At 34.6% G+C, this 26,754-nt stretch carries 22 protein-coding genes and 1 pseudogene; 18 read left to right on the top strand and 5 right to left on the bottom strand.

The genetic code is table 11. From position 1 onward, the window contains the following. Positions 1 to 322: 322 nt before the first annotated feature. Entirely contained in the window at positions 323 to 922 is a 600-nt protein-coding gene (locus ACP8HH_RS14360) for a hypothetical protein (protein WP_438312429.1), read from the top strand. 494 nt (positions 923 to 1,416) lie between these two features. On the opposite strand, the gene ACP8HH_RS14355 is transcribed toward ACP8HH_RS14360, so the two are convergent. Then, positions 1,417 to 2,745, bottom strand: coding sequence for a hypothetical protein (locus ACP8HH_RS14355; RefSeq protein WP_438312426.1), 1,329 nt, complete (start codon positions 2,743 to 2,745; stop codon positions 1,417 to 1,419). A 573-nt stretch (positions 2,746 to 3,318) separates the two neighbouring features. On the opposite strand from ACP8HH_RS14355, the gene ACP8HH_RS14350 reads away from it, so the two are divergent. The 5 genes from ACP8HH_RS14350 to ACP8HH_RS14330 all read left to right on the top strand — a co-directional run bounded on the left by ACP8HH_RS14350 (position 3,319) and on the right by ACP8HH_RS14330 (position 7,714). Continuing rightward, positions 3,319 to 3,477, top strand: a complete 159-nt coding sequence (locus tag ACP8HH_RS14350; protein ID WP_438312424.1) for a hypothetical protein — start codon at positions 3,319 to 3,321, stop codon at positions 3,475 to 3,477. Positions 3,478 to 3,483: 6 nt separating this feature from the next. After that, positions 3,484 to 3,627 (top strand): hypothetical protein, encoded by a 144-nt coding sequence (locus ACP8HH_RS14345; RefSeq protein ID WP_438312423.1) that lies wholly within the window; start codon positions 3,484 to 3,486, stop codon positions 3,625 to 3,627. Between the two features lie 85 nt (positions 3,628 to 3,712). Next, positions 3,713 to 5,251 (top strand): EVE domain-containing protein, encoded by a 1,539-nt coding sequence (locus ACP8HH_RS14340; protein WP_438312421.1) that lies wholly within the window; start codon positions 3,713 to 3,715, stop codon positions 5,249 to 5,251. Between the two features lie 388 nt (positions 5,252 to 5,639). After that, on the top strand, positions 5,640 to 6,842 hold the full coding sequence (locus ACP8HH_RS14335) for a hypothetical protein (RefSeq protein ID WP_438312419.1): 1,203 nt from the start codon (positions 5,640 to 5,642) through the stop codon (positions 6,840 to 6,842). Between the two features lie 272 nt (positions 6,843 to 7,114). Continuing rightward, the gene (locus ACP8HH_RS14330; protein ID WP_438312417.1) at positions 7,115 to 7,714 is read left to right on the top strand and encodes a transporter substrate-binding domain-containing protein; all 600 of its coding nucleotides are present in this window, start codon (positions 7,115 to 7,117) and stop codon (positions 7,712 to 7,714) included. A 390-nt stretch (positions 7,715 to 8,104) separates the two neighbouring features. Here the strand turns inward: ACP8HH_RS14330 and ACP8HH_RS14325 are convergent, their stop codons facing one another. Continuing rightward, complete coding sequence (locus ACP8HH_RS14325; protein ID WP_438312415.1) at positions 8,105 to 8,764, bottom strand: hypothetical protein; 660 nt, start codon at positions 8,762 to 8,764, stop codon at positions 8,105 to 8,107. Positions 8,765 to 8,996: 232 nt separating this feature from the next. On the opposite strand from ACP8HH_RS14325, the pseudogene ACP8HH_RS14320 reads away from it, so the two are divergent. Then, positions 8,997 to 9,158, top strand: a pseudogene (locus tag ACP8HH_RS14320) (hypothetical protein); the annotation flags it as partial. Between the two features lie 634 nt (positions 9,159 to 9,792). Here the strand turns inward: ACP8HH_RS14320 and ACP8HH_RS14315 are convergent. Further along, positions 9,793 to 10,494 (bottom strand): acetyltransferase, encoded by a 702-nt coding sequence (locus ACP8HH_RS14315; RefSeq protein WP_438319189.1) that lies wholly within the window; start codon positions 10,492 to 10,494, stop codon positions 9,793 to 9,795. 512 nt (positions 10,495 to 11,006) lie between these two features. Here ACP8HH_RS14315 and ACP8HH_RS14310 point away from each other — a divergent pair. The 7 genes from ACP8HH_RS14310 to ACP8HH_RS14280 all read left to right on the top strand — a co-directional run bounded on the left by ACP8HH_RS14310 (position 11,007) and on the right by ACP8HH_RS14280 (position 18,544). Beyond that, positions 11,007 to 11,225 (top strand): sugar transferase, encoded by a 219-nt coding sequence (locus tag ACP8HH_RS14310; RefSeq protein WP_438312412.1) that lies wholly within the window; start codon positions 11,007 to 11,009, stop codon positions 11,223 to 11,225. A 433-nt stretch (positions 11,226 to 11,658) separates the two neighbouring features. After that, positions 11,659 to 12,594 (top strand): NAD-dependent epimerase/dehydratase family protein, encoded by a 936-nt coding sequence (locus ACP8HH_RS14305; RefSeq protein ID WP_438312410.1) that lies wholly within the window; start codon positions 11,659 to 11,661, stop codon positions 12,592 to 12,594. A 26-nt stretch (positions 12,595 to 12,620) separates the two neighbouring features. Then, on the top strand, positions 12,621 to 13,961 hold the full coding sequence (locus tag ACP8HH_RS14300) for a glucose-6-phosphate isomerase (protein ID WP_438312408.1): 1,341 nt from the start codon (positions 12,621 to 12,623) through the stop codon (positions 13,959 to 13,961). A gap of 254 nt (positions 13,962 to 14,215) precedes the next feature. Next, positions 14,216 to 15,370 carry a DegT/DnrJ/EryC1/StrS family aminotransferase gene (locus ACP8HH_RS14295; protein WP_438312407.1) on the top strand — a complete coding sequence of 385 codons (1,155 nt, stop codon included), beginning with the start codon at positions 14,216 to 14,218 and terminating at the stop codon, positions 15,368 to 15,370. Continuing rightward, positions 15,367 to 16,263 (top strand): glucose-1-phosphate thymidylyltransferase RfbA, encoded by an 897-nt coding sequence (rfbA, locus tag ACP8HH_RS14290; RefSeq protein WP_438312405.1) that lies wholly within the window; start codon positions 15,367 to 15,369, stop codon positions 16,261 to 16,263. The genes ACP8HH_RS14295 and rfbA overlap by 4 nt, the downstream gene beginning before the upstream one ends. A 36-nt stretch (positions 16,264 to 16,299) precedes the next feature. After that, positions 16,300 to 17,328, top strand: coding sequence for a dTDP-glucose 4,6-dehydratase (gene rfbB / locus ACP8HH_RS14285; protein ID WP_438312404.1), 1,029 nt, complete (start codon positions 16,300 to 16,302; stop codon positions 17,326 to 17,328). 151 nt (positions 17,329 to 17,479) lie between these two features. Then, complete coding sequence (locus ACP8HH_RS14280) at positions 17,480 to 18,544, top strand: GNAT family N-acetyltransferase (protein ID WP_438319188.1); 1,065 nt, start codon at positions 17,480 to 17,482, stop codon at positions 18,542 to 18,544. Positions 18,545 to 19,043: 499 nt separating this feature from the next. On the opposite strand, the gene ACP8HH_RS14275 is transcribed toward ACP8HH_RS14280, so the two are convergent. Together ACP8HH_RS14275 and ACP8HH_RS14270 are read right to left on the bottom strand one after the other, a co-directional pair. Further along, positions 19,044 to 20,792: a phospho-sugar mutase gene (locus ACP8HH_RS14275; RefSeq protein WP_438312401.1), complete on the bottom strand. Its 1,749-nt coding sequence runs from the start codon at positions 20,790 to 20,792 to the stop codon at positions 19,044 to 19,046. 141 nt (positions 20,793 to 20,933) lie between these two features. Continuing rightward, positions 20,934 to 21,626 (bottom strand): hypothetical protein, encoded by a 693-nt coding sequence (locus ACP8HH_RS14270; RefSeq protein ID WP_438312399.1) that lies wholly within the window; start codon positions 21,624 to 21,626, stop codon positions 20,934 to 20,936. Positions 21,627 to 21,807: 181 nt separating this feature from the next. Here ACP8HH_RS14270 and ACP8HH_RS14265 point away from each other — a divergent pair, with 181 nt between their 5' ends. The 4 genes from ACP8HH_RS14265 to hutI all read left to right on the top strand — a co-directional run bounded on the left by ACP8HH_RS14265 (position 21,808) and on the right by hutI (position 26,743). Further along, on the top strand, positions 21,808 to 22,329 hold the full coding sequence (locus ACP8HH_RS14265) for a sigma-70 family RNA polymerase sigma factor (RefSeq protein WP_438312397.1): 522 nt from the start codon (positions 21,808 to 21,810) through the stop codon (positions 22,327 to 22,329). Continuing rightward, a complete protein-coding gene (locus tag ACP8HH_RS14260) occupies positions 22,322 to 23,641 on the top strand; it encodes a DUF4179 domain-containing protein (RefSeq protein ID WP_438312395.1) in 1,320 nt (439 codons plus the stop codon). Before ACP8HH_RS14265 ends, ACP8HH_RS14260 begins: the two co-directional genes overlap by 8 nt. A gap of 169 nt (positions 23,642 to 23,810) precedes the next feature. Continuing rightward, complete coding sequence (gene hutU / locus ACP8HH_RS14255) at positions 23,811 to 25,487, top strand: urocanate hydratase (protein ID WP_438312393.1); 1,677 nt, start codon at positions 23,811 to 23,813, stop codon at positions 25,485 to 25,487. After that, positions 25,484 to 26,743 carry an imidazolonepropionase gene (gene hutI, locus ACP8HH_RS14250; protein WP_438312391.1) on the top strand — a complete coding sequence of 420 codons (1,260 nt, stop codon included), beginning with the start codon at positions 25,484 to 25,486 and terminating at the stop codon, positions 26,741 to 26,743. Before hutU ends, hutI begins: the two co-directional genes overlap by 4 nt. Positions 26,744 to 26,754: the final 11 nt, after the last annotated feature.

Genomic DNA, 26,754 nt, shown 5'->3' with positions numbered 1-26,754 from the left:
CGTATAATTTTTTTATCAAACAGCTTTTTTCTCTTTTAAGTTGTGGGAAGATTGGCTTTGTTACGCATTCCGCACTTCAAAACGTAGGAATGGGGGTCATGGGCTTTGTATCTGATAATTAGAATTAAAATAAATTTGAAGGAATTAGCTAAAGTTGATTTTGAAATTATATTGATAGAAGCCCAACGAGACGCAGAGCGATTAGGAAATAGTCCTTCCAGTGCATCGAAGACACTAAAAAGTAAAAGATTATAGGGGTAATATTTAATAATAAAATAAAAAAAATAATTATGTGGGGAAGTTGAGTTTAATGCGGGACATTATGAATATTAGTATTTTGGAAATAGTTATTAGTTTTGTCAATATTATTCTGGCATTCTTTGTCTTTAAGTTGTCAAAAAAAAACATGAATGCAAAACTGTATATTAATTCTTATATTAGAAAGTTAGGAGAAAATGAATTTGTACCTGACTGGGGTATCAGCCTGCATCGTGATATTGATTTCAACCAAAAAGGTTTTCCTGAAATTCCCCATGATGAAAGTGCTTGGGAACTAGAAATTTGTAATAACGGAGATTTGCCAGCAACTGATATATTCTTAGAGTACTCTTTAACTATTAAGAAGTGGGATTTTGAATTTGGTATAGACGAAGCCGATGTAATAAACGAACGACTATTTGATTATAAAACGGTTAACAAAGATATAAAAATTGATTATTTGGCTCCAGGCGGGAAAAAAGTTATTCAAATTGCTTCTTTATCGGGTGAATTTCCAGAAGCTGATTTACGGGTTGAAAAACTCATCTCACTCGAAGGGAAGTTTATCAAAAAATCGGTTATTATTGAAAGTTATACACATCCAGAGTTTTTTAAGATAGCTGACTCACATCATCACCGCCAAATGATAGGTGCACATAAGTAACTGTTACGCCCTTACGGGTTGGACGCATAAAAAGACAATTTTATTAAATGTTGGTATATTATCCATAATAAAAACATGGTTGCTGCGGTTGGTGAGAATCCCGTCATACTACATGTTACGAAAGATGAAAATGTATAGGACAACAACATTCATAAAAGAAGCAGAATAGCTAACGTGGTAAGACATCCGATTTAGTAGGGTGTCTTTTTTATGTTATTTTCACAGGAATAAAGATTAATGCAAATTATTCTGTTACTGAAAGACTGTACTTAAACGGTAACGTATGTAATAGTCTTCCAAATGTAATTATAGCAAGCGTTGCAGCATGCTTGTAATTACTGTTTGACCGTTACCGAAAAATAAAGTGAGTTTAAGTCGTTGTACGATATACGAGTATATGGGATATCTTGTTTATCCACCTCTTATATTAATTGTAATATTACCTTACATCAATATTGTTAGATAAAAGTAGAGAAGGGATTAGGGTCTTTTCTCTACTTTTTTGAAATTAATTCGGTTACTTTTTCAGCTAATAATTTCAATAACTGTGGATTATTATTTATTGAGTCAATCGTATTTTGGTGTAAGGATGTTTGTCCTTGTTGGATTGGTGTATTTGAAAAATCTACACCAAAGTACTTATCAACAAGGCTTTGTTTTACCGCTTTTTGTTCTGCTGGTTCCAAATCTTTAAGATATGGGTCAAGTGATGCCAATTCCAATTCGATTTTTCTATTACGTCTTTCCTCTATTCTATGGCTTGTAGCTTGTTTAGCACCATAAGTGAACAGTGTTAATCCTACACCAGTCATAACTATTCTACTGACTAATGTAATCCATGTCATGACCCCTTCATTAATAATAATGAACTGATATCCAAACCACAAAACACCAATCATTGAGAGCAAAGAAATAGCGTTCCAACCCAGAGCTTTATTTGCTTCACTATTTGCGATTTTTTGATAACCCTGAGCTAAACCTTTCATACTCATTAATCCAAGTATTTTTTCAGCATCTTTGTTCATGGTGTGAATTTGGTCAAGTTCAGTTTGGATTGTTGCCTTGAATTCTTGGATTAATAAATCAAAGGCATTCTGTTGGGTTTCTATTTGTTTTTCATAACCTTCTGTTACTGAATCAAAGGAGTTTTGCAGGGTTTCCATTTGTTGCTCGAAGGTTACTTCAATCTCACTGATAATTCCTTTATAATCTTCTTCACCTTGGTCAATAAAATTATTAAATCCATTATTTCTTTGGGCTTGTCCTTGTAAAAATTGATTTTGCAATTCATTGACAACGGAGTCAACTCTAGTTTTTTGGTCGTTTATTGCAGAAGTAAGCTCATTAAACTTTTCTGTATTTTTTGATAAGACTTCTGAAGTTTCTGTTGCGGTTTTCTCTATGTTGGATAAGTGTTGACCAATTGACTTTCTAAAGCTAATAACAGAGTTTCTTACGCCTTCAATTTCCGATGGAGTCTTTGCAATTAATAAATGGGGAAAATATTGTAACAAGGTTTCAAGGTGATTCAAGGCATTAACTAAATGTCTCCCATTTCTATTGTTCATATAATTGGTTATTTCACTTAAAACATGAGAAATTGGGCCATTTAAGTTGTTCATTATACCAGTTGATACTAACCACGGGTCTACTTTATCCAAAGCTTCCTTTAGAAAGTCAAAGGTCGAACTTATACGTCCTAACATTTGCACATCTTGAGCCGATAAATCAGGGAAGTCAATTTCGTCTAAAATTTTTAGGACATTAATCGTATTGGTATAGGAAGCATGATTATTAATTTTTTCATCTAATGATATAGGCATAAAATATTCCTCCTTCCATAAATGGTAATCCATATACAAACTATCATACATCAATATTCATAGGTAAAGTACAAATTATGATAGCCTGTTCTAATAACGAACATTTCAGTAATTAATTACCAATAGGGAATCAAAAATTATTTCGTCCATTGATACAACTCGTTCAGGTTTCCATTGTTAGAGTTATTTATATGTTTTTTCAATTAAATTCACCAATAACAGATTAAGAGAAGTAGAGCGTGAGGACAGTTTGTACTAGTAATAAAAACATGTATGCAAGACAGTTGAATAGGTATTAGTTTTGAGTAATTTATCCTATGAAATATATATAATGTAGAGTTCTGTAACTCGTTCAGCACTTCAATACGCAGCATCAGTTGCAGACCTTACTGAACCAGCTAGTGCTGGAATGGGCAGCACGTTCAGATATAGTGTGCACAGTCGGGGGTAATTACCAAATTAACATCATTCCTTTCCTAGATAAAGGATGGTAGTAGGTGTATCCAAACGGTATAAAAGTAAGAGAATTGTCGATATTAGAAGGATTTCTAGAACTTTTGTAGAATATAAATATTGAATGCAATTATTGGCAGGGATAAAATGGCAATTCATCAGCAGTCTATTGATTACATAGATATCCCTGCACCACTACATAGTAATGATACGTATCATCGTTTTGTTTATGGGGAAGTAGATTGGGAAGAAAACAATCAATTCAAGCGTGCAATTTAAATTATAATGGGATATGGAGAAAAGTTAACTTACCGCAGAGTGGCACATATTTTGACGACACCAAATACCCCTAATGATATTTCAGATTTAGAAAAAGTGTTAGCTGCGATTCAAAGGTTAAAAGACCGTAATCAAAATTATAACGATTAATATGAAAAGTATTAAATACCTACCTATCTAGTTTGATAGGTAGGTATTTGTAAATCGGAATAATTAAAAAAGGGGGAAATTCATTGTGAAAACATGGATATTTCAAGGCAATCCAATAAAGTTTAATGTCGATGATTATCTATTAAAGAATGATTATATATGGTGGTCAATCAGACAAGAGCATTTTGTTAATGACATTAATCTAGATGATGAAGTTTTCATTTGGCGTTCAGACGGTACAAATAAAGGTAGTGGAGGTGTAGTTGCTAGAACTAAGGTAGTGACATTACCACAAGAACATACAAATGATGAAGAATCCTTAAAGTATTGGTATGAAGATGTTAGTGGGGACTCATACCTAGCAGTTGAGTTAGAAGTTTTAGAAGTTGAAGTAGTAAACGGAATCAATCGTCTAAGGTTACAGGAACATGAAATATTATCTGATTTACTTATTCTTCGCTTACGTCAAACCACAAATTATCTTGTAGCAGATGAACATGCTAGTTATTTGCGAAAATTATGGCATAATAGTCTGCCTGTGAATCATGAAGAAATACATAATAGTTTTCCTCTGGCGGCTTCACTTGGAGGGGGGGCAGAAGATACGAAGCAATTAGAAAATAAGTTTCATAAAGTTATGATTGAAGTTTCGAAAAATGCTAAGGACATAGGCTATAATCCTACACGTTTTACACAAATGGTTTTAACGGTTGGGGGTTATGCGGTTGCTAAGAAATTGATTAATAGTCGGGGATTATCTGATGGTTTTAATATTCTTTGGGAACTAAATCGGTTGGATTTATCAGTTGAAGCTGTTGTACTTAGACAAGAGTTTCAAACTTTATTTACAGAAGAAGAAAGAAGATTTGCTAGGGAACGTTTAAAAGAAGTTGGTTATGAGGTATTGAAAGAAAATACACTACCTTCATTAGAATCGAGTAACCGCAGTAGAGAATATGAGAAATATGATGAAGGATTACTTGGGAAAGTGGTATATGAGTATTTATTTAATGGTAAAACGCCTAGGTGGTTAGATGAATATATATTAGAAATCGAAGATATGAAAAGTAGTGGTTTTGAATCGATGAATATCCTTCATTATTTAGGTCTACGTGCTCCATATAAGGGGATATTTATAGACAAAAGTTTTAAAGATTCATTAGTTATCTTAAATGAAAAGGGAGAAGAGTACAATTTAATTGTGAGATTGCTTGAGGTTAACGAGAAAGCAATAAGTAGAGAGAAAGAACTAGGTGACAATGTTACAAAAGATATTGAATCAGAAAAGGTAGAAGAAGGTCTTCGTAATGAAGGTGGTTTGAAATATTATTACGGAAAACGCTATGAGCGCGATTCTAAAAATAGAATAGAAGCAATTAAACATCATGGTTCAAGCTGTGTCGCTTGTGAATTTAACTTTGAAGAGGTTTATAGAGAGCGAGGTATAGATTTCATTGAAGTTCATCATATAAATCCATTAAGTACACTTGGGGAAGCAGTTGAGATAAATCCCGAAATTGATTTAGTTCCGTTATGTGCCAATTGTCATCGAATGGTACATAGGAGGAAAGATAATGTGTTAAGCATTGAACAATTGAAGGGGATTTTGAAGAGTATAAAATAAAAGGCTTTTTTGTATTAATGTTGTAATTGGAATCACAATTATATTTTAAGTTGATTGCTTTAACTTTTGATATTAATACAATTTCAAAAGTTATAGTGTAATGAACTAAATAACAATTAGTTATTTATAACAAAAGTTTATTTTAAGTTAATAAATTTATCTTCATAACTTGTCGAATGTTAATGTTTGCCTCCATCTTATTATGAACATTACATAGAACACTTTAAAATGAAATTAAAAAAGGAACTAGTTGGATTTCCTAAATAGTCTAGCAGACATTGGGAGTTGTAATACTAAAAATGCCAGTAACTTTACATAGGATTTATGAGAAATCAAATCAACAAATAATAGTGCACTTGCTTTACTTTTTAGATAGGAGGATAAAGGGATGAAACGGCAATTAAAAGGCCTATATGGATTTCGTAATATTGAGAATGAAATATATAAAGCCTGGTTAAGTTCATGGGACAAAAATGATTATATAAGTCTTTGGAAGAGTCTAACTGGAAAATCGGTAGAGGATATTGATAACTTTCTGGCAGGCTCTATTGATGTGTTAAAAATAGCCGCGGAACAAATACCAATAAATAAAGAAAATCCAAACGAATATTACGATTTAATTTACCACTATTTTAATGAGGCGATGTTTCATGTTTACTTTAGAGATAGTTCAAACTCAATAAATGTGGGCAATTATCACGAAATATTAATCGAAGTTAGTAATCATAGCACAAAAAAGCAATTGATAGAAGGATTCGATATTGTAAAACGGAATGGGATAGATATTGTATTAGATGGTTCTATAGTTGGGTATTTAGGAACAATGAGTGATTTATTTTGTGCTGTATTCCGTGAAGAGTTCATTAAGGAAGATTATTTGGACTATGCTATCGAAATAAATCAAATAAGGAACATCCAAGAAGAATTCACATTACAGCTATGGAATATTCCTTTTGTGGCTAATGCAGATGATTTAAATATACTTGTAGAAAAAATACTATATGAATGTTCGGTTGAACTTGGACTAGAGTTTAAGAGAGGACATTTTGATACTTATCAAAAGGAAAAAGGGGTTTCATCAATCGATTTGAAATTAGAACTAAGTAACAATAATTATATTAGAGAGCCGTTGATGTATTTCAATTTTGCAAACGACTCATCAACAAGTAGACATAAGTTTATAGCTTATTATCAAGTAATTGAATTTTTTTATAAAAGAGCTTTGAAAATAGCTAGGCTTCCAAGACCTAAAGAAATAGATGTGATACGTGAGGTAATATGCAAAGCTATAACTGCAGATGAAGTAAAGGCATGGATAGAACATAGAGAATACTATAGCTTAAAACACTTTGAATATCCTGCATTAAAGAAATTAGATATAAACAGTGTTAATCTGATAGAAGATATGACGAACAGAATATATAGTGTTAGATGTTCAATTGTTCATGCAAAAGAAACAACGAATATTAACGATAATTTCATACCAAATTTGAATGATAAAATAATTACACAGGAAATTCCTTTGATTAAATTTATTGCAGGCATTGTTTTAGAGTCATGGAGTAATTTTCCACTTTTAGAGGTAGAGTAATTACGACAAAAATTAGGTTATGTAGATATTCATTATTGAACAAGATTTTGACATTTATTGTTTATTTGTAGGATTGTTTTTTAAACCACTACACAACTGCACTAGAAAATGAAAATATATTTGAGTTTATACAAAAATTAATAAGGAAAAGAAGTTATGAATATTGGGTTAATAAAACTTGCAACTGAAATTAAATGAACTGATATATATACATGTTGATTATAAATTTAGATATAATTATACATTTTAAGATGAAAGGAAGCGTATTATAAGTGAGGAAAATATTATTTTTACTGATAGGGTGTTCCTTAGCTATGTTTGGTTGTACTGCTGAAAAAAAAGTTGAGGATAAGAAAAAATTCGAGGATGTACAAGTTGAAAATGATGAAGAGAAACTTGTATTGGATAAAGAGGTACAAATTGAAGATGAAAAAGAAAATTATAAAATAGAGAAAATTACTATACCTATTGAATTAAATTTGCAACAGAGTGAATATGGAGCATATCATGAATTTGGTAATGCAATAATAAAAGAGATGGCAAAGGAATTCAACATAGATGTAGAAGAAAGGGAATTTGTTTCAGATGATGATTCAGATATTGCAATAAGGAGAGGAGATGTAGATGTTATAACAGGCATAATAAGATTAGAGCCTGATGAAACAGAATTAACAAAGACATATTCATATTATACAGGCCCACTATATAAAATGAATGGAGAAGAACTGCTACCGGAAAGAAGTTATTCGATGGTTGTTGGAAAGGAAAATAAGGAACTAATAAATTTTTTAAATGATAATATTTTAAAATTCAAAGAATCAGGTAGGCTAGAAAAGATTCAAAATGAATATCTAGGAGACAGAGGGAAATAAGGATAATCTTTAAAGGAAAGAACCTCTTTTACATAGATTTATTAACTCACTTCAGAAGAAACGACAACTGGTTTATAGATAGAAAGAAGAATGAAATATCTGGAAGTGGTATACCTATAAAAAACTATGAATGAACGGCTCTATTACTTGCTATGCACTACAAAATTCTGCATGATGTAAGACTAAACACAAGCTATTTTGTGAATTTGTCTAATGTGTAAATAGTTAGTAAAGAAGAGACTATTTCCTAATTTAAAGGGGATAATCCAGTTTTGGCGAACTGACGACTTGGTTTTAGTAAAAGCGAATGTACAATACCTTGTCGTTAAGGATGCGATGGTGCATAAAATAAAAAAGGATGCTATCCAAACGGGTAACATCCTTTCTTGTTTATAGAAACTTAAATAAAAACTCTTTTAATTGTTCCCAACCTAAAAGGATTGTAACTATTGCGGACACTAATCCAATGATAATGATTAGGAAATTTATAAACTTAACTATGATATTATTAGATAATTTGTATTGCGTAGAATACTGAATTATTCCCGTCCAATAAAGAAGGGATATTGGAAGTGTAACGAAGAACTGAACACCTTCCCTTAGTAAGACAATCGGGTTAAAGATATTTGCCTTTATGCTTTCGTAAAGTTCTTCATATCTAGCAATCTGCATAATTAGTATAGTGTTCAACATCTTAAATTCTTCAGTCAATGCAGACGGGTTTCTTAAATACTGTACTGTATTAACCAATACAGGATAATTACTTACTCTGTACCCACGAAAAGGTGGTTCGTAGTCAACAAGTCCAGCGTCCATTAATAGCCTTTGGGCTTTTGGGGCTTGGCTAATCAATTTAACGTGAAGTTCATTTTCTGCTTGTTTATTTCCTATTCTACTCGAATAATAATCGTAGTTAAGATGATTGTTTAAATACTCAACATAAGACTCATTATATCCTGCTAAGTAATCAATATCCTTAATCACCATTCTTAAACTCATAAACTCCTTAATGAAACCGATAGCTATTAATCCTAGTGCAAATAAAATCATTTTTAAAACCATTTAACACGTCCGCCCCTTATCCTAAAAGATTCTAAGAGAATTATACTATACATTGAAATTGCAAACGTCATTTATACTGTAATAGAATGTCAGGAAAAGTATGATGTTAAAATACTTCTTTATACTTTATGACAACTACTTTATATTTGAAATATAAAATTAAACTTAGGAAGTAGTTTTCACTACTATAACTATATATACATTAGGTAACTGCTAATGCGTTGACCCAACTAATGTTACACGTTACGCAATTCAAAACGCAGCATCTGTTGCAGTTATGTTCTTGACTACTGAAGTAGATGTAGTCATACCTCCGAAGATATGCTTAAAGAGAGCCCGTATTTTAAGAATTCTCTTTTTAAATTGGAATCATATGATATAATAGTTCTTAGAAGGTCATTGAACCAAGTTCGTAAATATGTAATACTCCCTAGCGAGTAAAACCGTAAAAATAATAAGTATGGCGGCGGCACAAACACTTATGGCTTATGGCTTCGGCAAATTGATATGCGAAACCCAGTAGACAATCTATACGCGTAGACGCTTAAGTGTTGGGGCCTTTGGACGCGGGTTCGACTCCCGCCGTCTCCATACTGAGAAATCATATGGTTTCAAACACAGAAAAAACCCTTGTATATCAAGGGTTTTTTCTTTTTCCTATTTCGTATGATTTCATATAGTGTCAATAGAACGTAGTCAAAGTGAAGTCATTTATCTATATCTCAATATAGTTAACAAACTTCTGAATTGCTTCTCCGTGACATGTGTATAGATGTAAAACGTTGTTTATTATATCAGTATGTCCTAAGCGGTCTTGCACTTCCTTCAAACTAGCATCTGTCTTAAATAACAAGGAACAATGTATATGACGTAAACCGTCACCAAAAAATATGGCTGAGAAACAGAATCTTAGGAAATTGAGGATTGGGAAAGCCATAATAGATGTATTGAAAGATATCAATACATCTTTGAATAGTTTATGAGAGTGAAATAGTTTAGTCTAGTGGTTTCTCATATTATAAGACAAGTTCACTTTCGATATTGAAATATCTATAAACATCTATATCTGATGCCTTTGCAGGGCTTCCTTTATATATTTTACCTTCAAGTGTATTTTTAATAACTAATGATCCTGAGGAAATAAAACAATCCTTACCAACCTTTATTCCATCGTTAAATGTACTATTTATGCCGATAAAACAATTCTCACCAATTTCGCAGCTTCCAGCAATAACTGCATGTGAAGAAATAAAACAATTATCCTTTATAACCGATCGGTGTCCAATATGGTTTCCACTCCAAAGGATAACGTTATTTCCTACGCTAACATGATGTTGTAATACATTATTTTCAAAAATAAAACAATTTTCACCGAGTGTCACGTTTCTCCAAACAAAAGCTTTGGAGCTAACATAAGATACTAATTCATATCCCTTACTTTTGGTTTCATGATATAATCTAGTTCTCAATCTATTAAAATCAGTATAAGTAGCTGCGACGAATGCTTTATATTCACTTGCTCGGTAAATTTGATGTACCTCTTCAAACGGAACAACTGGTAAATCATAAAGTTTGTCACTGACTATACAATGCTTCTCACCAGTAAAAGCCACTATTTCATATGGAGAATCATAAGTAAAATATTCATAAGCAATTTCTGCAAATTCGCCTGTCCCTACAATTACTAACTTTTCGCCATTCTTCCATGGTTTGTCCATTTTATTCAATCACCATACCCTCTAAATATTTTTTTTATTTCTTCCTAATTCAAGTATATGGAACATAGCAAGTAAATATACAATAAAACTACCAATTTTTATATTTAGTATTTTATGAAATTATGATGTAAACACACTATTAAAAGAAAACATTGTATAAATAAAAAGACTAAAAAGATCCTAGCATGCAAAATGGATACTTAATAATGACTGACAATAAATCCATATGAAACTTACATCTTATAAAACATTGCACGAAACGACTTTATCATTGGATAGGGTCTTTTTTTGTTAATAAATTGTTTCAACTATTTGTATGTATACAAGACTAATAAATAGATAATACTTTGAGTAGTAAGAATTTAGAAAGAGAGAATAATAAAGAAGTAATTGGTATGGGCATTTTTTTATAGTGTGAAGGTTCTTTTGGCTAAGACTACTGAATATAGTGTATTGTGTAGCGAAAAATTAATAGTAAGGATACAGGAAAAAGATCATTATCATATTTATTTTTGAATAGTCTTTTTGAAGTATGGACAAGTTTATTTTTGATTATTATTCGTAAGCCACTAATACTACTTTTTGCGTTTGATAATTACCTATATTCTAGAAGACATATCTTTTTTAGCCAAATTCGGACAGGTAATAATAATATAATATTTACTATACAAGAATTTCGAACTCTGAAACTGGATATGAAAAAGAAAAAAACACATATATATAAGGTGTGAAAATGTGCTAAAGTATTTTGAATTTAAAACAGCTAATAGATTTTTAGGAAAGAAGAATCTACAGAAAATATAGTTTTGATGAACAACCTCAACTCATAAATGTATTCCTTGATGACATAAGTATAGAAGGTACAAGGATGGGAATAACTAAGATTACAAGACTTTAAAATTCATACCAGGCACAAAGATTAGTTGTTGAGATTGGAATTACAGGATATTCAAAATTTAATGGACATTCTTAAATAAACAACGAAAAAGGGATTGAAATAGATTTCCATTATATTGAAAACTGCAACTATTATTTAAAATATCGAACATGTTTTTTGAATAAATTTTTTTATTATTAAGGCAAAAGGTGCATATTTGGGAGGATAAATAAGTGTTCCAGTGTATCCAAATATTATGGAAGTAATTTTGGGAGGTGGCGTACAATTTGAAAGTATTAATTACTGGCGGTGCCGGATTTATTGGGTCTCATGTAATAGAAGAATTACTAGAATATGAATTCCAAGTTGTATCGGTTGATAACTATGTAACAGGCTTTAAGGAGAATTTATGTGAAGGTGTAAAAAAATATGAGATGGATTTGAATGATCCAAAGTTTGAGTCTATTTTTATTGAAGAACAACCAGATTATGTGATTCATTTAGCTGCCCAAGCTTCAGTTATGGTATCTATGAATGATCCATATTTTGACTTTTTAACGAATACGGTTGGAACTATTAATGTGATGCTCTTATCAAAGAAATATAATGTTAGGAAGTTTTTATTTGCCTCATCAGCAGCTGTTTACGGTGAACCTGAATATCTTCCGATTGATGAAAATCACTCAATAAATTCACAATCATTTTATGCACTTTCCAAGCACTCAGCAGAGAATTATATAAAACACTATAGCGTATTTAATGGATTAGATAGTTGTATATTAAGATTTTCAAATGTATATGGACCAAGACAAAATGAAATGGGAGAAGCAGGAGTAATTTCTATCTTCATTAATCGTTTATTAGCCGATAAAGAAGTAAGTATATACGATGGCAGTCAAACTAGAGATTTTATCTATGTGAAGGATGTCGCCTCTGCTTGTCGTTTGGCGTTAATGAGCGAGGCAAAGGGGGTTTTTAATATTAGTTCATGTTCAGAAACTGGCATTGAAGAACTATATAATAAAATCACTGAATTGACAGGGATTAATACAATACCGTTGTATGAACCAAGAAGATTGGGAGAAATTGTGCAAAGTATTTTAGATAATCGAAGGGCGATTAATGAATTTGATTGGCATGTTCAATATTCACTTCAAGAAGGGTTAAATGAAACTACAAGATTCTACACCAATAAACGTTTATCTGTAAATGTGGAGAAATAAAAGTCGGTAGGGGAGCTAAGGAATCGATGAGTTATATAACATTTGATTATTCAAGGGCCATTCCTTTATTCAATAAATATGAATTTGACGCCTTGAAAAAAAGTATTCATTATTATCATAATAAAATACAAGAAAAAGAAGATCCAGGTCATAATTCGTTAGGTTGGCTTGATTACCCCGTTAACTATAATCAAAGAGAGGTCGACCTAATTAAAAAATTATCCGTAAAAGTACAAAATGATAGCGAAATCTTATTAGTAATTGGAATTGGTGGATCATATACAGGTGCACGCGCTGGAATTGAAATGCTTACACATAGTTTTCATAATCAACTTTCTACTGCACAGTGCTCTTCACCGAAAGTGTTTTTTGTCGGAAATCATCTAAGTTCAATTTATATGAATGATTTGATGGAATTTCTAGAAGGAAAAGACTTTTCCATTAACGTGATTTCTAAATCAGGAACGACTTTAGAACCGGCGATTGCGTTTAGAATCTTTCGGAAATTGCTCGTAGATAAATACGGTGAGAAAGAAGCAAGATCACGCATTTATGTAACAACAGATAATAATAAGGGCCGATTGAAAGCACATGCAACGATAGAAGGTTACGAAACATTTGTGATACCTAAAGATATCGGGGGACGTTTTTCTGTATTGACCTCTGTAGGACTTTTTCCAATGGCAGTGAGTGGAATATGTATAGATAATATTTTAAAGGGTGCCGCCAGAGCAAGAGTAGAACTAAATCAGCCTGGCATTAGTGATAATATCGCTTATCAATATGCTGCTGTTCGCAACCTGTTATATAAACAAGGAAAAACGATTGAGCTTCTTATTAGTTACGAACCAAGTCTTCACTATTTTTCTGAATGGTGGAAGCAACTTTTTGCCGAAAGTGAAGGTAAAGAACAGCTAGGTATATTCCCAGCCTCAGCTACTTTTTCGACTGACCTACATTCCCTTGGTCAGTATATTCAAGAGGGGAGAAAAGGCTTATTCGAAACAGTTATTAAGGTAGAAAAAAGTGGAAAGGAACTTGAGATTGTAAAGGAAGCAATAGACTTTGACGATTTAAACTACTTGAATGGACAAAAAGTAAGTTTTATAAATGAAAAAGTGTTTCAAGGTACATTACTTGCTCACACGAATGAGGGGATACCTAATATAATAATTGAAATACCAGAAATCAATGGATTCACCTTTGGTTATCTTACTTATTTTTTTCAATTAGCATGTACAATGAGCGGATATTTACTTGGTGTGAATCCCTTCAATCAACCAGGTGTGGAAGTTTATAAAAATAATATGTATTTTCTATTGGGTAGGTCCGAATATAAAGAGGAATCTGTAAAGTTAACTCAATGATAAATATTTTTTTAATATTCTTAACTCATTTTATTTTCTTTAGGAAACTATCTTTTTGCAATGCATGTAATCCTAATCGTTTAATCATAGGTCCGTCACTCACACACTCAATAAATGTAATTATCTATAAAACAACATTTCCCTGGCAGTATTGTAGTCTATCTAATTTTTATAATACTTGTTGGATGCTGAGTATATTGTGAAGGCTTAATCAGTTTTCGAAAAAGGGGTTTTATTTTAAAAGGAGGCTTTTCATGATTGATATTGGCACCTTAAAAGAACCAATCTATGTTACCAGACCACTATTACCTTCCCTTCAAAAATTAAATAGCCAATTTAGTGAAGTATGGGATAGTAAATGGTTAACCAACAACGGTCTTCAGCAAAAAAGATTGGAGAAACAATTGAAGGATTATTTAAATACAGAAAACATCGTACTTTTTAATAATGGCACAATGGCACTTCTATTAGGATTAAAATCATTGAATCTCGCTGGGGAAGTGATTACAACTCCCTTTACTTTCCCAGCAACTGTCCAAGCACTTGATTGGAATGGACTGACCCCTGTGTTTTGCGATATTGAACCCGATACATTAACGATTGATGTAACTAAAATTGAAGCACTTATTACGGAAAAGACAAGTGCCATACTTGGGGTACATGTTTTCGGAAATCCATGTGATGTTCTAAAGATACAAGAAATTGCTGATAAATATGATTTAAAAGTGATTTATGATGGTGCACATGTCTTCGGAACAATGATAAAAGGAAAACCTATAGGAAGTTTCGGTGATATGACAATGTTTAGCTTTCATGCGACGAAACTTTTTCACACGATTGAGGGGGGAGCCTTAACTTTTAAAGATCAATCGTTAGTAATGAAACTAAACCAATTAAAAAACTTTGGTCTTGTAGGTCAGGAAGAAGTTGTTTTACCTGGATTAAATGCCAAGATGAATGAGATTCAAGCAGCTATCGGATTAGAAACTTTGAAATTAGTAGACGAGGAAAGAGCAAGAAGGCATGAAATTAAAATAGAATACGAACAACACTTGGCTAATGTACCTGGAATACGTGTAATAACAAAATTGGAAGACGAGAATAGTAGCTATCAGTACTTTGTAATTGAAATAGATGAATGTTTATTTGGTCAATCAAGGGATTGGCTTCTTGAACAATTACAACAATATAATGTGTTTTCAAGGAAATATTTTTATCCGTTATGCAGTGATTTCGCCTGGTATAAGCATCTAAAATCTTCTCAACCTAAGAACCTTCCTCAGGCCCAAAAAACTGTTAAAGGGGTGTTGTCTTTGCCTTATTATGGGGAGTTGGAACTGACATCCGTTTTGACAATTTGTGAAATTATAAAAAAATTACAAGTAACTACTGTGAGTGTTGCGTTATGAAGGGAATAATATTAGCTGGCGGATCTGGAACTCGTCTTTATCCACTAACGAAATCCATCTCGAAACAAATGTTACCTGTATATGATAAACCGATGATTTATTATCCGCTATCGGTTTTATTACTAGCAGGCATTAGGGAAATATTAATTATTTCAACTCCAAGGGATATAACAAGTTTTAAAGACTTATTAGGAGATGGAAGTAAAATTGGAATAAAATTATCTTACGAGATACAATTTCAGCCAAGTGGACTAGCGGAAGCATTTATAATTGGAGAAAAGTTCATTGGTAATTCTACTGTTGCATTAGTATTAGGTGATAATATTTTTTATGGTTCAGATTTTGGAAACCGTCTACGACATGCGGCAAGGTTATCTAGAGGTGCAACAATATTTGGATGTTATGTAAAAGATCCAAGAGCATATGGAGTAGTAGAGGTGGATGAGCATATGAATGCTATTTCCATAGAGGAAAAGCCTGAGTATCCAAAATCATCTTATGCGATTCCAGGGTTATATTTCTTTGATAATCAAGTAATAAACTTTGCTAAAAAAGTTTCGCCTTCTATTAGGGGTGAAAAGGAGATCACTTGTGTCATTAATGAGTACCTTCTTCGCGGAGAATTAAAGGTAGAAGTCATGGGTAGGGGATTGGCGTGGTTGGACACTGGAACACACGAATCTTTGCTAGAAGCATCTAACTTTGTTGAGGCGATTCAAAAACGACAAGGTTTGTACGTTTCTTGCATAGAGGAAATCGCCTATCGGAGGGCTTATATTTCAAAAGAGGAGCTGTTAGTTCTTGCAGAGCCATTAATGAAAACGGATTATGGGAAATACTTAGTTGAAATTACAAAATCGAAAGAACTATTTAGTTCATTAATGCATAATTAGCGGACATTAGAAAAAATACGAAGTTTAGGAGCCAAAATGAATATATTAGTTACTGGTGGAGCCGGGTTCATTGGGACAAACTTTATTAAATACATGCTTTCGAAATATGAAGACTATAGAATAATTAATCTAGATTTGCTAACATACGCAGGAAATCCAGAAAGTTTAAATGAATTTAGTCAGAATAAAAACTATCACTTTGTAAATGGTGATATTGGCGACAAAATAGTAGTGAATGATATTTTTAATATGTTTGATATCCAAGTAGTAATAAACTTTGCCGCAGAGTCTCATGTGGATCGTAGCATAGATAATCCCTCATTATTTCTAATGACAAATGTGATTGGGACAGAAGTTTTACTAGATGCAGCAAAACGTCATTGGAAATTAGATTCTTTTAACAAAAGTTGTAGAGATTTTAAACATAATGTTAATTTCATCCAAATATCTACAGATGAAGTTTATGGGACATTAGATAAAGATGGGTTATTTAATGAAGAGACAAAAATAACCCCAAACAGTCCATATTCAGCATCGAAGGCCTCTGCAGATATGGTTGCCAGAGCATATTATGAAACCTATGGACTCCCGATTATGATAACAAGATGCTCAAATAATTACGGCCCATATCAACATTCGGAGAAATTAATACCATTAGTCATTAATCGTGCATTAAGAAATCTGCCTGTCCCAGTATATGGGGATGGTAAACAGATAAGGGACTGGCTTTATGTAGAAGATCATTGTATCGCAATTGATAACGTGCTTCACAAAGGGAAAATTGGTGAGGTTTATAATGTTGGCGGAAATAATGAAAAAGAAAATATTGATATTGTTAAATTAATTCTTAATTTACTAAATAAAGAAGAAAACCTTATTGAATACGTGGAAGATCGATTAGGTCATGACAGAAGATATGCAATTGATAATGAAAAAATTGTGAAAGAAATAGGATGGACACCCCTAACTACATTTGAAAAAGGACTCAAAAAAACAATTGAATGGTACTTAGATAATATGGAATGGAATAATCTAAGTCATACTAACCATACAAGTAAAAGATGAATATCTAGGGGAAATCCCAAATAAATGAAAACATTACAATTATATACGGTAAATAGTATAATGACTAAATAATTATATAGTCACATGTTTTTGGAAATAGTAGCTGATTTAAAAATGCGATTTAAATAGGGGGAATCAAAAATTGGGATTTGTGGTTACTGAATCACATGAACAATGGAACAGGATAGTAGGAAGTATAAAGTTTAACGATATCTACTATACTTACGAATATTGTAGTACTATTGCAAAACTAGAAAAAGGAAAAGCCAAGTTATTTTATTATGAAAACCATATGGGTATTGTTATTTATCCTGTTATTGTAAGAGAAATTAATTCGAAATATAAAAAAACGATTTATGATATGATAACTCCATACGGATACGGTGGACCATTAGTTAATGGAATTAAAGAGGTTTTGAAAAAGTTTAGAACTGAATTTATTTTATATTGTAAAAAGAATAATATTATATCGGAAGTTATTAACTTCCACCCCTTATACAACAATGCCTCATCTATGGGAAACTATTGTAACCTTTATTTAAAAGGAGAAACAACGGCGGTAAATTTAACAAATGAATTAAACATGATTCGTTCTCAATATACATCAATGAATAAAAGAAATATATTAAAAGCGCATAAAAATGGACTGAAATGCGAGGAAGTAACCAAAAGTGCAGATAATATTAATGTTTTTTTGGGTTTGTATAATGAAACAATGAATCGGAATAATGCAAGCGATTTTTACTATTTCAGTTACGACATTATTGATGAACTCCTAATAGATACGGGAACTTCAAATTCGCATTTGCTTTTCGTTTACTACGGTGAAATAGTAATCTCTGCTGTCCTTCTTTTTACGACGGCTAACTTCTCACACTATCACTTGGGGGCATCTCGAACAGAATATTTATATTTAAGGCCTAATAATTTAATTTTTGATTATATGGTGGAGTTTTCAAAAAACAAAGATTGCACTTATCTTCATCTTGGTGGTGGTTATGAGGAAAATGATAACCTGTTTAAATATAAGACTTCTTTTACGAATAATAATAACTACGAATACTATATAGGTACAAATATTTTAGATGTAGACGTTTATGATTTTGTAGTGGAGGAGAAAAGACTAGACCACATCCTAAATGAAAACTATTTCCCACTTTATAGAGGAACTGATTTAAAGAGAAATGGGATTCTTACTGTAAAACTACAAAATTAGGTGAGTATAATAGACGATGTAAAAACTTAATAAAGTAATCTAATCACTATGGGGTGTTACCTGTGAAAAGTTTAAAAGTGAAAATTCCCGTCGAAGGTTCAAATACCCACTTTTACTAGAAACAAAGGTGATTTTCCTGTCATTGAAATGGCAATCTAATATATAGTTGAAGAAGTAATTACAAAGTGGTGTATTTAAGATATTATTGTCAAAGATATGTATTAATCAATCCTATACAAATGGACTCGAATTTGATGCAGGTGAAAAATTCTGTGTAAAAACCATCTTTAGAAAATGCACCAACTAATTTAGCGATTATCGGATGCTCTATATTAGCACCGGAAACCCCTTCATATTATGGACAACTTTTTTACGGAGTAAATAAGCTTTCAAAAAAATGCTTGGTTGGTATTCCATTTAGATTGTTCAAGAGCTTTTAAATGGAATACCAACCTAGAAAATTTAGTGTTTCACTTGAATGATAATATTTATACTTCCCTCAGTAATTAAATAGACCTGAAGTGATAACGTTAATACGTTCCATCAAATCCCCCTCCATCATCCGAAGAGCACCATCCACTTCCTCGGCCGAACCCTTCCTCACTCCAAAATAAAACTTACATTTGGGTTCGGTTCCTGAGGGTCTAATACACACCCAAGAGTCATCTTCCAAAAAGAATTTAAGAACATCGGCTTCTGGTAAGCTGATTGGAATGGATTCGCCGTTAAGCTCGTGGCGGGTTCTTTTTTTGTAATCTTCAAGAGCAATTATTCGAATTCCTCCGATTGTTTCAGGCGGGTGATTTCGAAATTCGCTCATAATTTGAGCTATGGATTCTTGTCCACCTTTACCTTTCAAAGTAATCGATTTTAAAGACTCTTTGTAATAGCCGAATTCTTTGTATAAGTTGGTCAGTGCGTCAAACATTGATATTCCAATGGATTTGTAATATGCGGCCATTTCCGAGGTCACTAGCGCTGCTTGGACAGCGTCTTTGTCACGGGAAAATTCACCAATTAAATATCCGTAGCTTTCTTCGTAACCAAATAAGAATTTGAATTGGCCACTGTAATTGAACTCTTCAATTTTCTCGGAAATAAATTTGAATCCTGTTAATGTATCCAGTGTATGGACACCGAATTTCTCCGCGATTGCTCTTCCAAGTTCGGAAGTGACGATGGTTTTCAGTACGATTCCGTTTTCAGGAATTTCGTTTTTAGTCTTTTTTTGCAGTAAAATATAATGTAGAAGAAGTGCACCAAGTTGGTTGCCCGTCAATAATTCATAGTTACCATCGTCTTTCCGCACAGCTACACCGAGACGATCGGCATCGGGGTCGGTTGCTAAAAGCAATTCGGCTTCTTTTTTATGGCCTAACTGAATGGCGAGTTCAAAGGCTTCACGTTCTTCTGGATTTGGGAATGTAACCGTTGGGAACGTTGGATCAGGACGCTCTTGTTCCGGAACGACTGTTACATTATGAAAACCAAATCCTTTGAGACCAGTAGAAACGGGCACGAGTCCGGATCCGTGTAACGGTGTATAAATGATAGACAGAACTTCTTTAATTGAATGTAATCCTATCTCGCTAAGTGTCAGCAGACATTCCTGATATGCATCGTCGATTTCCTTGAGTATATAATGAAGAAAACCGTTTTCCAACAGTGTTTTTTCATCTTGAATATCAACCCTAAATATATTTGGAATGCTGTCCATATAGTTTACAATTTCATCTGACGCAGCGGGTGGAAGTTGACCACCGTCTTCTCCGTACACTTTCAAGCCGTTATAATCAGCTGGATTATGAGATGCAGTGACTACGACGCCTGCAAAAGCACCTAACTGTCTTATTGCAAATGACAATTCGGGTGTTGGACGGCTTTCTTCAAATAGAAAAACTTGTATGCCGTATTTGCCAATCGTTTTTGCGATTTCAATAGCAAATTGTTCGGAAAAATGTCTTGTGTCGTAAGCGATAACGACTCCCTTTTGCATTGCAATTTTCCCATGATTTTGTATGAGTAGTGCCAGTCCTTCTGCGACAAGGCGTATTGTATATATATTAATTCTATTGATTCCTGCACCGAGTAATCCTCTCATGCCCCCAGTTCCAAACTGTATCTTTTGATAAAATCGGTCTTCAATTTCCTTATGATTCCCTACTATCGATTGTAATTCCATTTTTAAGTGGTCGGGTAAAGAAGTTTCATTTATCCAAGCCTCGTATTTCTCCAAAACATTGCTCATTAAAATCCCCCTTTATTAAAGTGACTGTTTTGTATTCTTCTATCCACTATGCTGCTTGTCCTTTATTTGATGTGAAAAGTCTCTTAGTTCTTGTTGCGAACTAAGAGACTTTTAGATTTTGAAGTTTTGTAGCAATTTAATTTAAAAACAAGTGAATGAATCGATTTGGTTTAAATCAATCCCGAAATATTCCCATCTTCTTCGTCTGCTTCGCCATCTATAGCCGGCAACTGATGTCCTACCAACAAAGGTTGGGTAGAACCAAAAACCTTGTCTTCTCGATAACCAGACGTACGTTTGGCGATACAGACAACCGCGAATTGCTCCGGGATCTACCGCGAAAACTTGGGCTTGATTACCGCTTCCTCCTGGGTATGGAGGTGCAAAGCTTGGCGGTGGTGAAGAAGGGCCTTGTTGTCCTTGTTGTCCAGATGGGGGTCTAGTCGGTGGATCGAAATTAGGCATACCTTGTGCTCCAGGCGGGAAATTCATAGGAGGCCTAAATCCAGGTATTCCTGCCCCCATAGGCGGGCCAAATCCGGGCATTCCTTGCCCAAATTGCTGCCCCATAGGAGGTCCATATCCGGGCATACCTTGCCCAAATTGCTGCCCCATAGGAGAAGCGTATCCAGGCATTCCTTGTTCAAATTGCTGCCCCATAGGAGAACCGTACCCAGGCATTCCTTGCTCAAATTGTGGACCCATAGGTGAACCGTATCCCGGCATTCCAGGATTAGACTGGTATTGGTTTGACATCGGTTCCACGTTATAACCTTCAGGTAATTGCGGATACCATTGTCTTTCATTTTGGTTATCCGGTGGCATATTAACCATTTGTTCACTCCTTCCTTATGATTCCCCTTATCCTATGCAACGATAGTGGGTATGGAGTGGACTTTTATAAATTAACGATTGGTAAAATTAATTCAAACTTTTTCGAGAACTGTATGTCTAATGTATATAAGGTAAACTAACTACAATGAATTGTTAGTGGTAGAAAGATAGGAGTGAGGTCTTGAAAGATGTTGAATTAGTAAAGAAAGCGGTTAGTGGAAATGATGAAGCGTTTTTATCTCTACTGCTTGTTTATAAAGAGGATCTATTTAGGACTGCGCTGGCCTATTTAAAAAATGAAGAAGACGCACTTGAAGCAGTCCAAGAAGTAACGTTTCGTGCTTACGAAAAAATACATACGTTGCGTAAGCCCGAGTATGTAAAAACTTGGCTTATACGAATTACGATGAATTATTGTCGTGATATGTTGCGAAAACAGAAACAGTTTGTGTCGAATGAAGATGCGTTAATTCAGTACGGAATAAGTGAAGATTACACGTACCTTCAAGTTGAGGAAGCACTTAACACGCTAACTGAACAGCAACGGGAACTGGTTTATATGAAATATTTACAGGATATTAAAATTAAAGATATCGCAGAACTTACAGCTACACCTGAAAGTACAATTAAGACGAGATTATACAAGGCATTAAGCGTACTTAGATTATTTTTTGAAGAGAAGGGAGGGAGTGGCCATGTATAAAAATGAAGAAGAAAAGCTAGGCCAGTGGAAGAAGCAAATTGGAGCTCAGCCGATTGCTGAAATTCGCCTTGAACAAGCTATAAAGAATGGTTTCGAACGAGGGAAACTAGGGAAATCGAGGAACAAGAAAAGAATATATAAACGGGGGATTTGGTCGATTATCGTGGCCGCAATTTTACTAATCACATTAGTTACTTCAATTCGAGTGTCGCCTGTATTTGCAAATGCCATTGCTTCGATACCCGGAATGGAAAGATTTGTTGAATTTATTCGTGAAGACAAAGGGCTTGAAAGTGCGATGAACAATGAATATTATCAAGCGTTTAATCTTTCCTCTGAAAAAGAGGGTGTAACATTAACGCTTAAGGGAGTCATCGTAGACGAGCAAGAAATGGTTCTTTTCTATACATTAGGCGGCGCTCGAAAAAATGAAGTATTTCATCTTGGTTTATCAGATATTACAGATCGAAAAGGGAATGATGTAATGCGGTGGGGATCAGCAACACCGGATCCAGGTAGTTTTGAAACCGGTAAAGAACTTGCAGTAAAAATAAATATTCGGTTTAAAGAAGGTGTGAATGAAAGTGATTTTATATTACACGCAACTGCAAAATCTACTGAAAGGGAAATCGATTTTGACATTCCGTTTTCTTTGGCAAAAGAAAAAATGCCTACAACGCGTTATCCGGTGAATGAAACCGTTTCAATTGAGAGGCAAAAAATTACAATCCAAAAAATTGAGATTTCACCATTAAAGGTCGCAATCCATATTCGTACGGATCCGAATAATACCAAGATGATATTCGGTATTGAGGATTTACGATTGGTGGATGAAAATGGAGAAAAGTGGACGTCTGTGAGTGGAATTTCGAGAACAGAAAATGAGGAAGAAAAAATCTATTTCTTAGAAAGTAACTACTTTGAACAACCAGATGAGTTGACGCTTATGTTCAATAAACTTCAAGCGATTGATAAAGATGAAGCGTATCTATTAATGGATACTGAAAAAGGTGTAATCATAGAACAACCAGCGGATCAACGCTATTCAATACAGAAATTGAAGAACGGCTACTTCGAATTCTTGCTAAAAAGTGAGGATGGGTATCATGCAAGTCCGTTCAATTCCTTTATTGATGCCGAAGGAAAAGAAGTAAACTTTACAAGTGGTGGTTTCTCATCTAATAAGGATGGAACCGTTGTAATTCAAATGAACTTTTTAAAAGGATCTTTTGTGAATCCAATTAAGCTTCCTTTGTATGGATATCCACAATGGATTGAAGGCGATGTGAAAGTGAAAATTAAGATTAGATAATTTGAAAAGTTCCGAGACAGAGTGAATGTCTCGGGACCTTTTTGTATTTAATCACTTTAACCCGCTAAAACAGTACCTTATTAGCACGGACTAAACTTTCTGAATAGTCAACAATGGGATGTTTCCATCATGTATTATGTATGTAGATTAGTTCAAGGGGGAATTTATTTTGGGGGAAGCGTCGAAACGAGTCATTCGGTATCGTGGGACAGAATTGAATACGAAAGGATGGCAACAAGAAGCTGCACTTCGTATGCTCATGAACAATTTAGACGAAGAAGTTGCAGAACATCCCGATGAATTGGTTGTTTACGGAGGTATCGGGAAAGCGGCTCGGAACTGGGAGTCCTTTGATGCGATTGTTCGTTCTTTAAAAGAATTGGAAAACGATGAAACGTTGTTGGTTCAATCAGGAAAACCCGTCGCTATATTTAAATCACATACAGATGCACCAAGAGTGCTGATTGCGAACTCGAATCTTGTTCCAGCGTATGCAAACTGGGAGACGTTCCATGAACTCGATAAAAAAGGATTAATGATGTACGGACAAATGACGGCAGGAAGCTGGATTTACATTGGTTCACAAGGAATTGTACAAGGAACATACGAGACATTTGCGGAACTTGCCAAACAACATTTCAATGGTTCGTTGAAAGGAACAATTACACTAACAGCCGGTCTTGGCGGTATGGGTGCTGCACAACCACTAGCGGTTACAATGGCGGGCGGAGTATGTATTGGCATTGAAGTTGATGAATCGCGTATCGATCGACGAATTGAAACGCGCTATACAGATATTAAAACAAATTCGCTTGATGAGGCGATCCGTCTTGCAGAGGAAGCGAAATTAGAAGGCAGAGCATTATCCATTGGACTTCTTGGAAATGCGACAGATATATTACCGCAAATGCTCACAAAAGGTTTTATTCCAGATGTACTAACTGATCAGACATCGGCACATGACCCACTAAACGGCTATATTCCAGTAGGAATGTCATTGATTGATGCAAGTACATTAAGAAATGCAAATCCGGTGGAATATATAAAACGGTCAAAAGCTTCCATGGCAACACATGTTGGAGCGATGATTGAAATGATGGATAAAGGCGCAATTACATTTGACTATGGAAATAATATTCGACAAGTTGCAAAAGACGAAGGGGTCAAACGTGCATTCGATTTTCCGGGATTTGTTCCAGCTTATATCCGACCGCAGTTTTGCGAAGGAAAAGGGCCATTCCGTTGGGTAGCGCTCTCGGGTGATCCGGAGGATATTTATAAAACAGATGAAGTGATTTTACGTGAATTTAGTGATAATACTCATCTGTGCAATTGGATTCGTATGGCGCAAGATAAAATTGAATTCCAAGGACTTCCAGCGCGAATTTGTTGGCTTGGATACGGTGAGCGAGCGAAGTTTGGAAAAATTATAAACGATATGGTCGCTTCTGGAGAATTAAAAGCACCCATAGTTATCGGTCGTGACCACCTCGATTCGGGTTCGGTTGCTTCGCCAAATCGTGAAACAGAAGCGATGAAAGATGGGTCGGATGCTGTTGCAGACTGGCCAATATTAAATGCAATGATCAATGCAGTTGGCGGTGCAACCTGGGTTTCTGTCCACCACGGCGGCGGCGTAGGAATGGGATATTCAATTCATGCGGGAATGGTCATTGTTGCGGATGGTACAAAAGAGGCTGAAGTAAGACTGGAACGTGTACTTACAACAGATCCGGGTATGGGAGTTGTTCGTCACGTCGATGCGGGATATGAACTTGCTGAGAAAACAGCGCGCGAGAAAGGCGTTAACATTCCGATGATGAATAAAGGAGCTTCAAATACATGACAAGTATTGTATGGATTAAGCATGCATCACAACTGGCTACACTGGCCCAAAGTGGCAAAGGTCCACGAATCAAAAAAGCGATGAATGATTTATCAATTATTGAAGATGGTAGCATTTGGATTGAAAATGGGTTCATAAAAGCAGTGGGTACAACAGAAGAACTTGAAGAAATGTTTGAAAGTCGCGCACATGAAGCGGAAATTACAGATGCAACGGGTCACCTCGTTACTCCTGGACTTGTCGATCCCCATACGCATCTAGCATACGGTGGAAGTCGCGAAAAAGAATTTGAAATGCGCCTTGAAGGTGCGACCTATATGGAGATTATGAATGCAGGTGGCGGCATTCATGCGACGACAAAAATGACAAGAGAAGCGACGGAAGACGAGTTAGTCGAACAGTCCCTTACTCGTCTCGATTCATTTTTGAAGCACGGGGTTACCACTGTTGAAGGGAAAAGTGGCTACGGCTTAAATCTTGAAACCGAACTTAAACAACTTCGCGTTATGAAAAGGTTGCAAAATGAGCATCCAATCGATCTCGTTCCGACATTTATGGGGGCCCATGCTGTTCCCGTTGAATATAAAGGTCGAGAAGAGGAGTACGTAACTCTTGTTATAGATGAAATGATACCCGCAGTTGCAAGAGAGCAACTAGCCGTTTTCAATGACGTTTTCTGCGAAGTCGGTGTATTTACACCAGAACAATCGAGACGTATTTTGGAAGCGGGTAAAAAATATGGACTCATACCTAAAATACATGCTGATGAAATCGAACCATATGAAGGTGCAGAACTAGCTGCAAGTGTTGGGGCGATATCGGCAGAACATTTGTTGAAAGCCACTGATGAAGGGATTCAAGCAATGGCAGCAGCTGGGACAATTGCGTGTCTGCTTCCGGCTACAGCTCTATATCTTAGGGAAGAAGCGGCGGAGGGACGTAAAATGATTGATGCAGGTGTTCCCGTTGCAATTTCTACAGATTGTAATCCGGGTTCATCACCGACAACATCAATGCCACTTGTTATGAATTTGGCATGCATTTCAATGCGACTAACTCCAGCGGAAGCTCTCACAGCCGCCACTTATAACGCTGCATGTGCAATAAAAATGGAAGACAGAACAGGCTCCATTGAGATTGGAAAACAAGGTGATGTAGTGCTTTGGAATAGTTCGAATTATCAAGAGCTGCAATATCTATTTGGTGTAAATCATGTAAAATCCGTTTGGAAAAATGGCGTAAAAGTTGTAGGATAATTAATCTCATA

The sequence above is a fragment of the Sporosarcina sp. FA9 genome, assembly GCF_051550205.1.
Classification (GTDB): Bacteria; Bacillota; Bacilli; order Bacillales_A; family Planococcaceae; genus Sporosarcina.
Note: the sequence above shows the minus strand (reverse complement) of the source record. Positions and strands in the feature narration are given on the sequence as shown.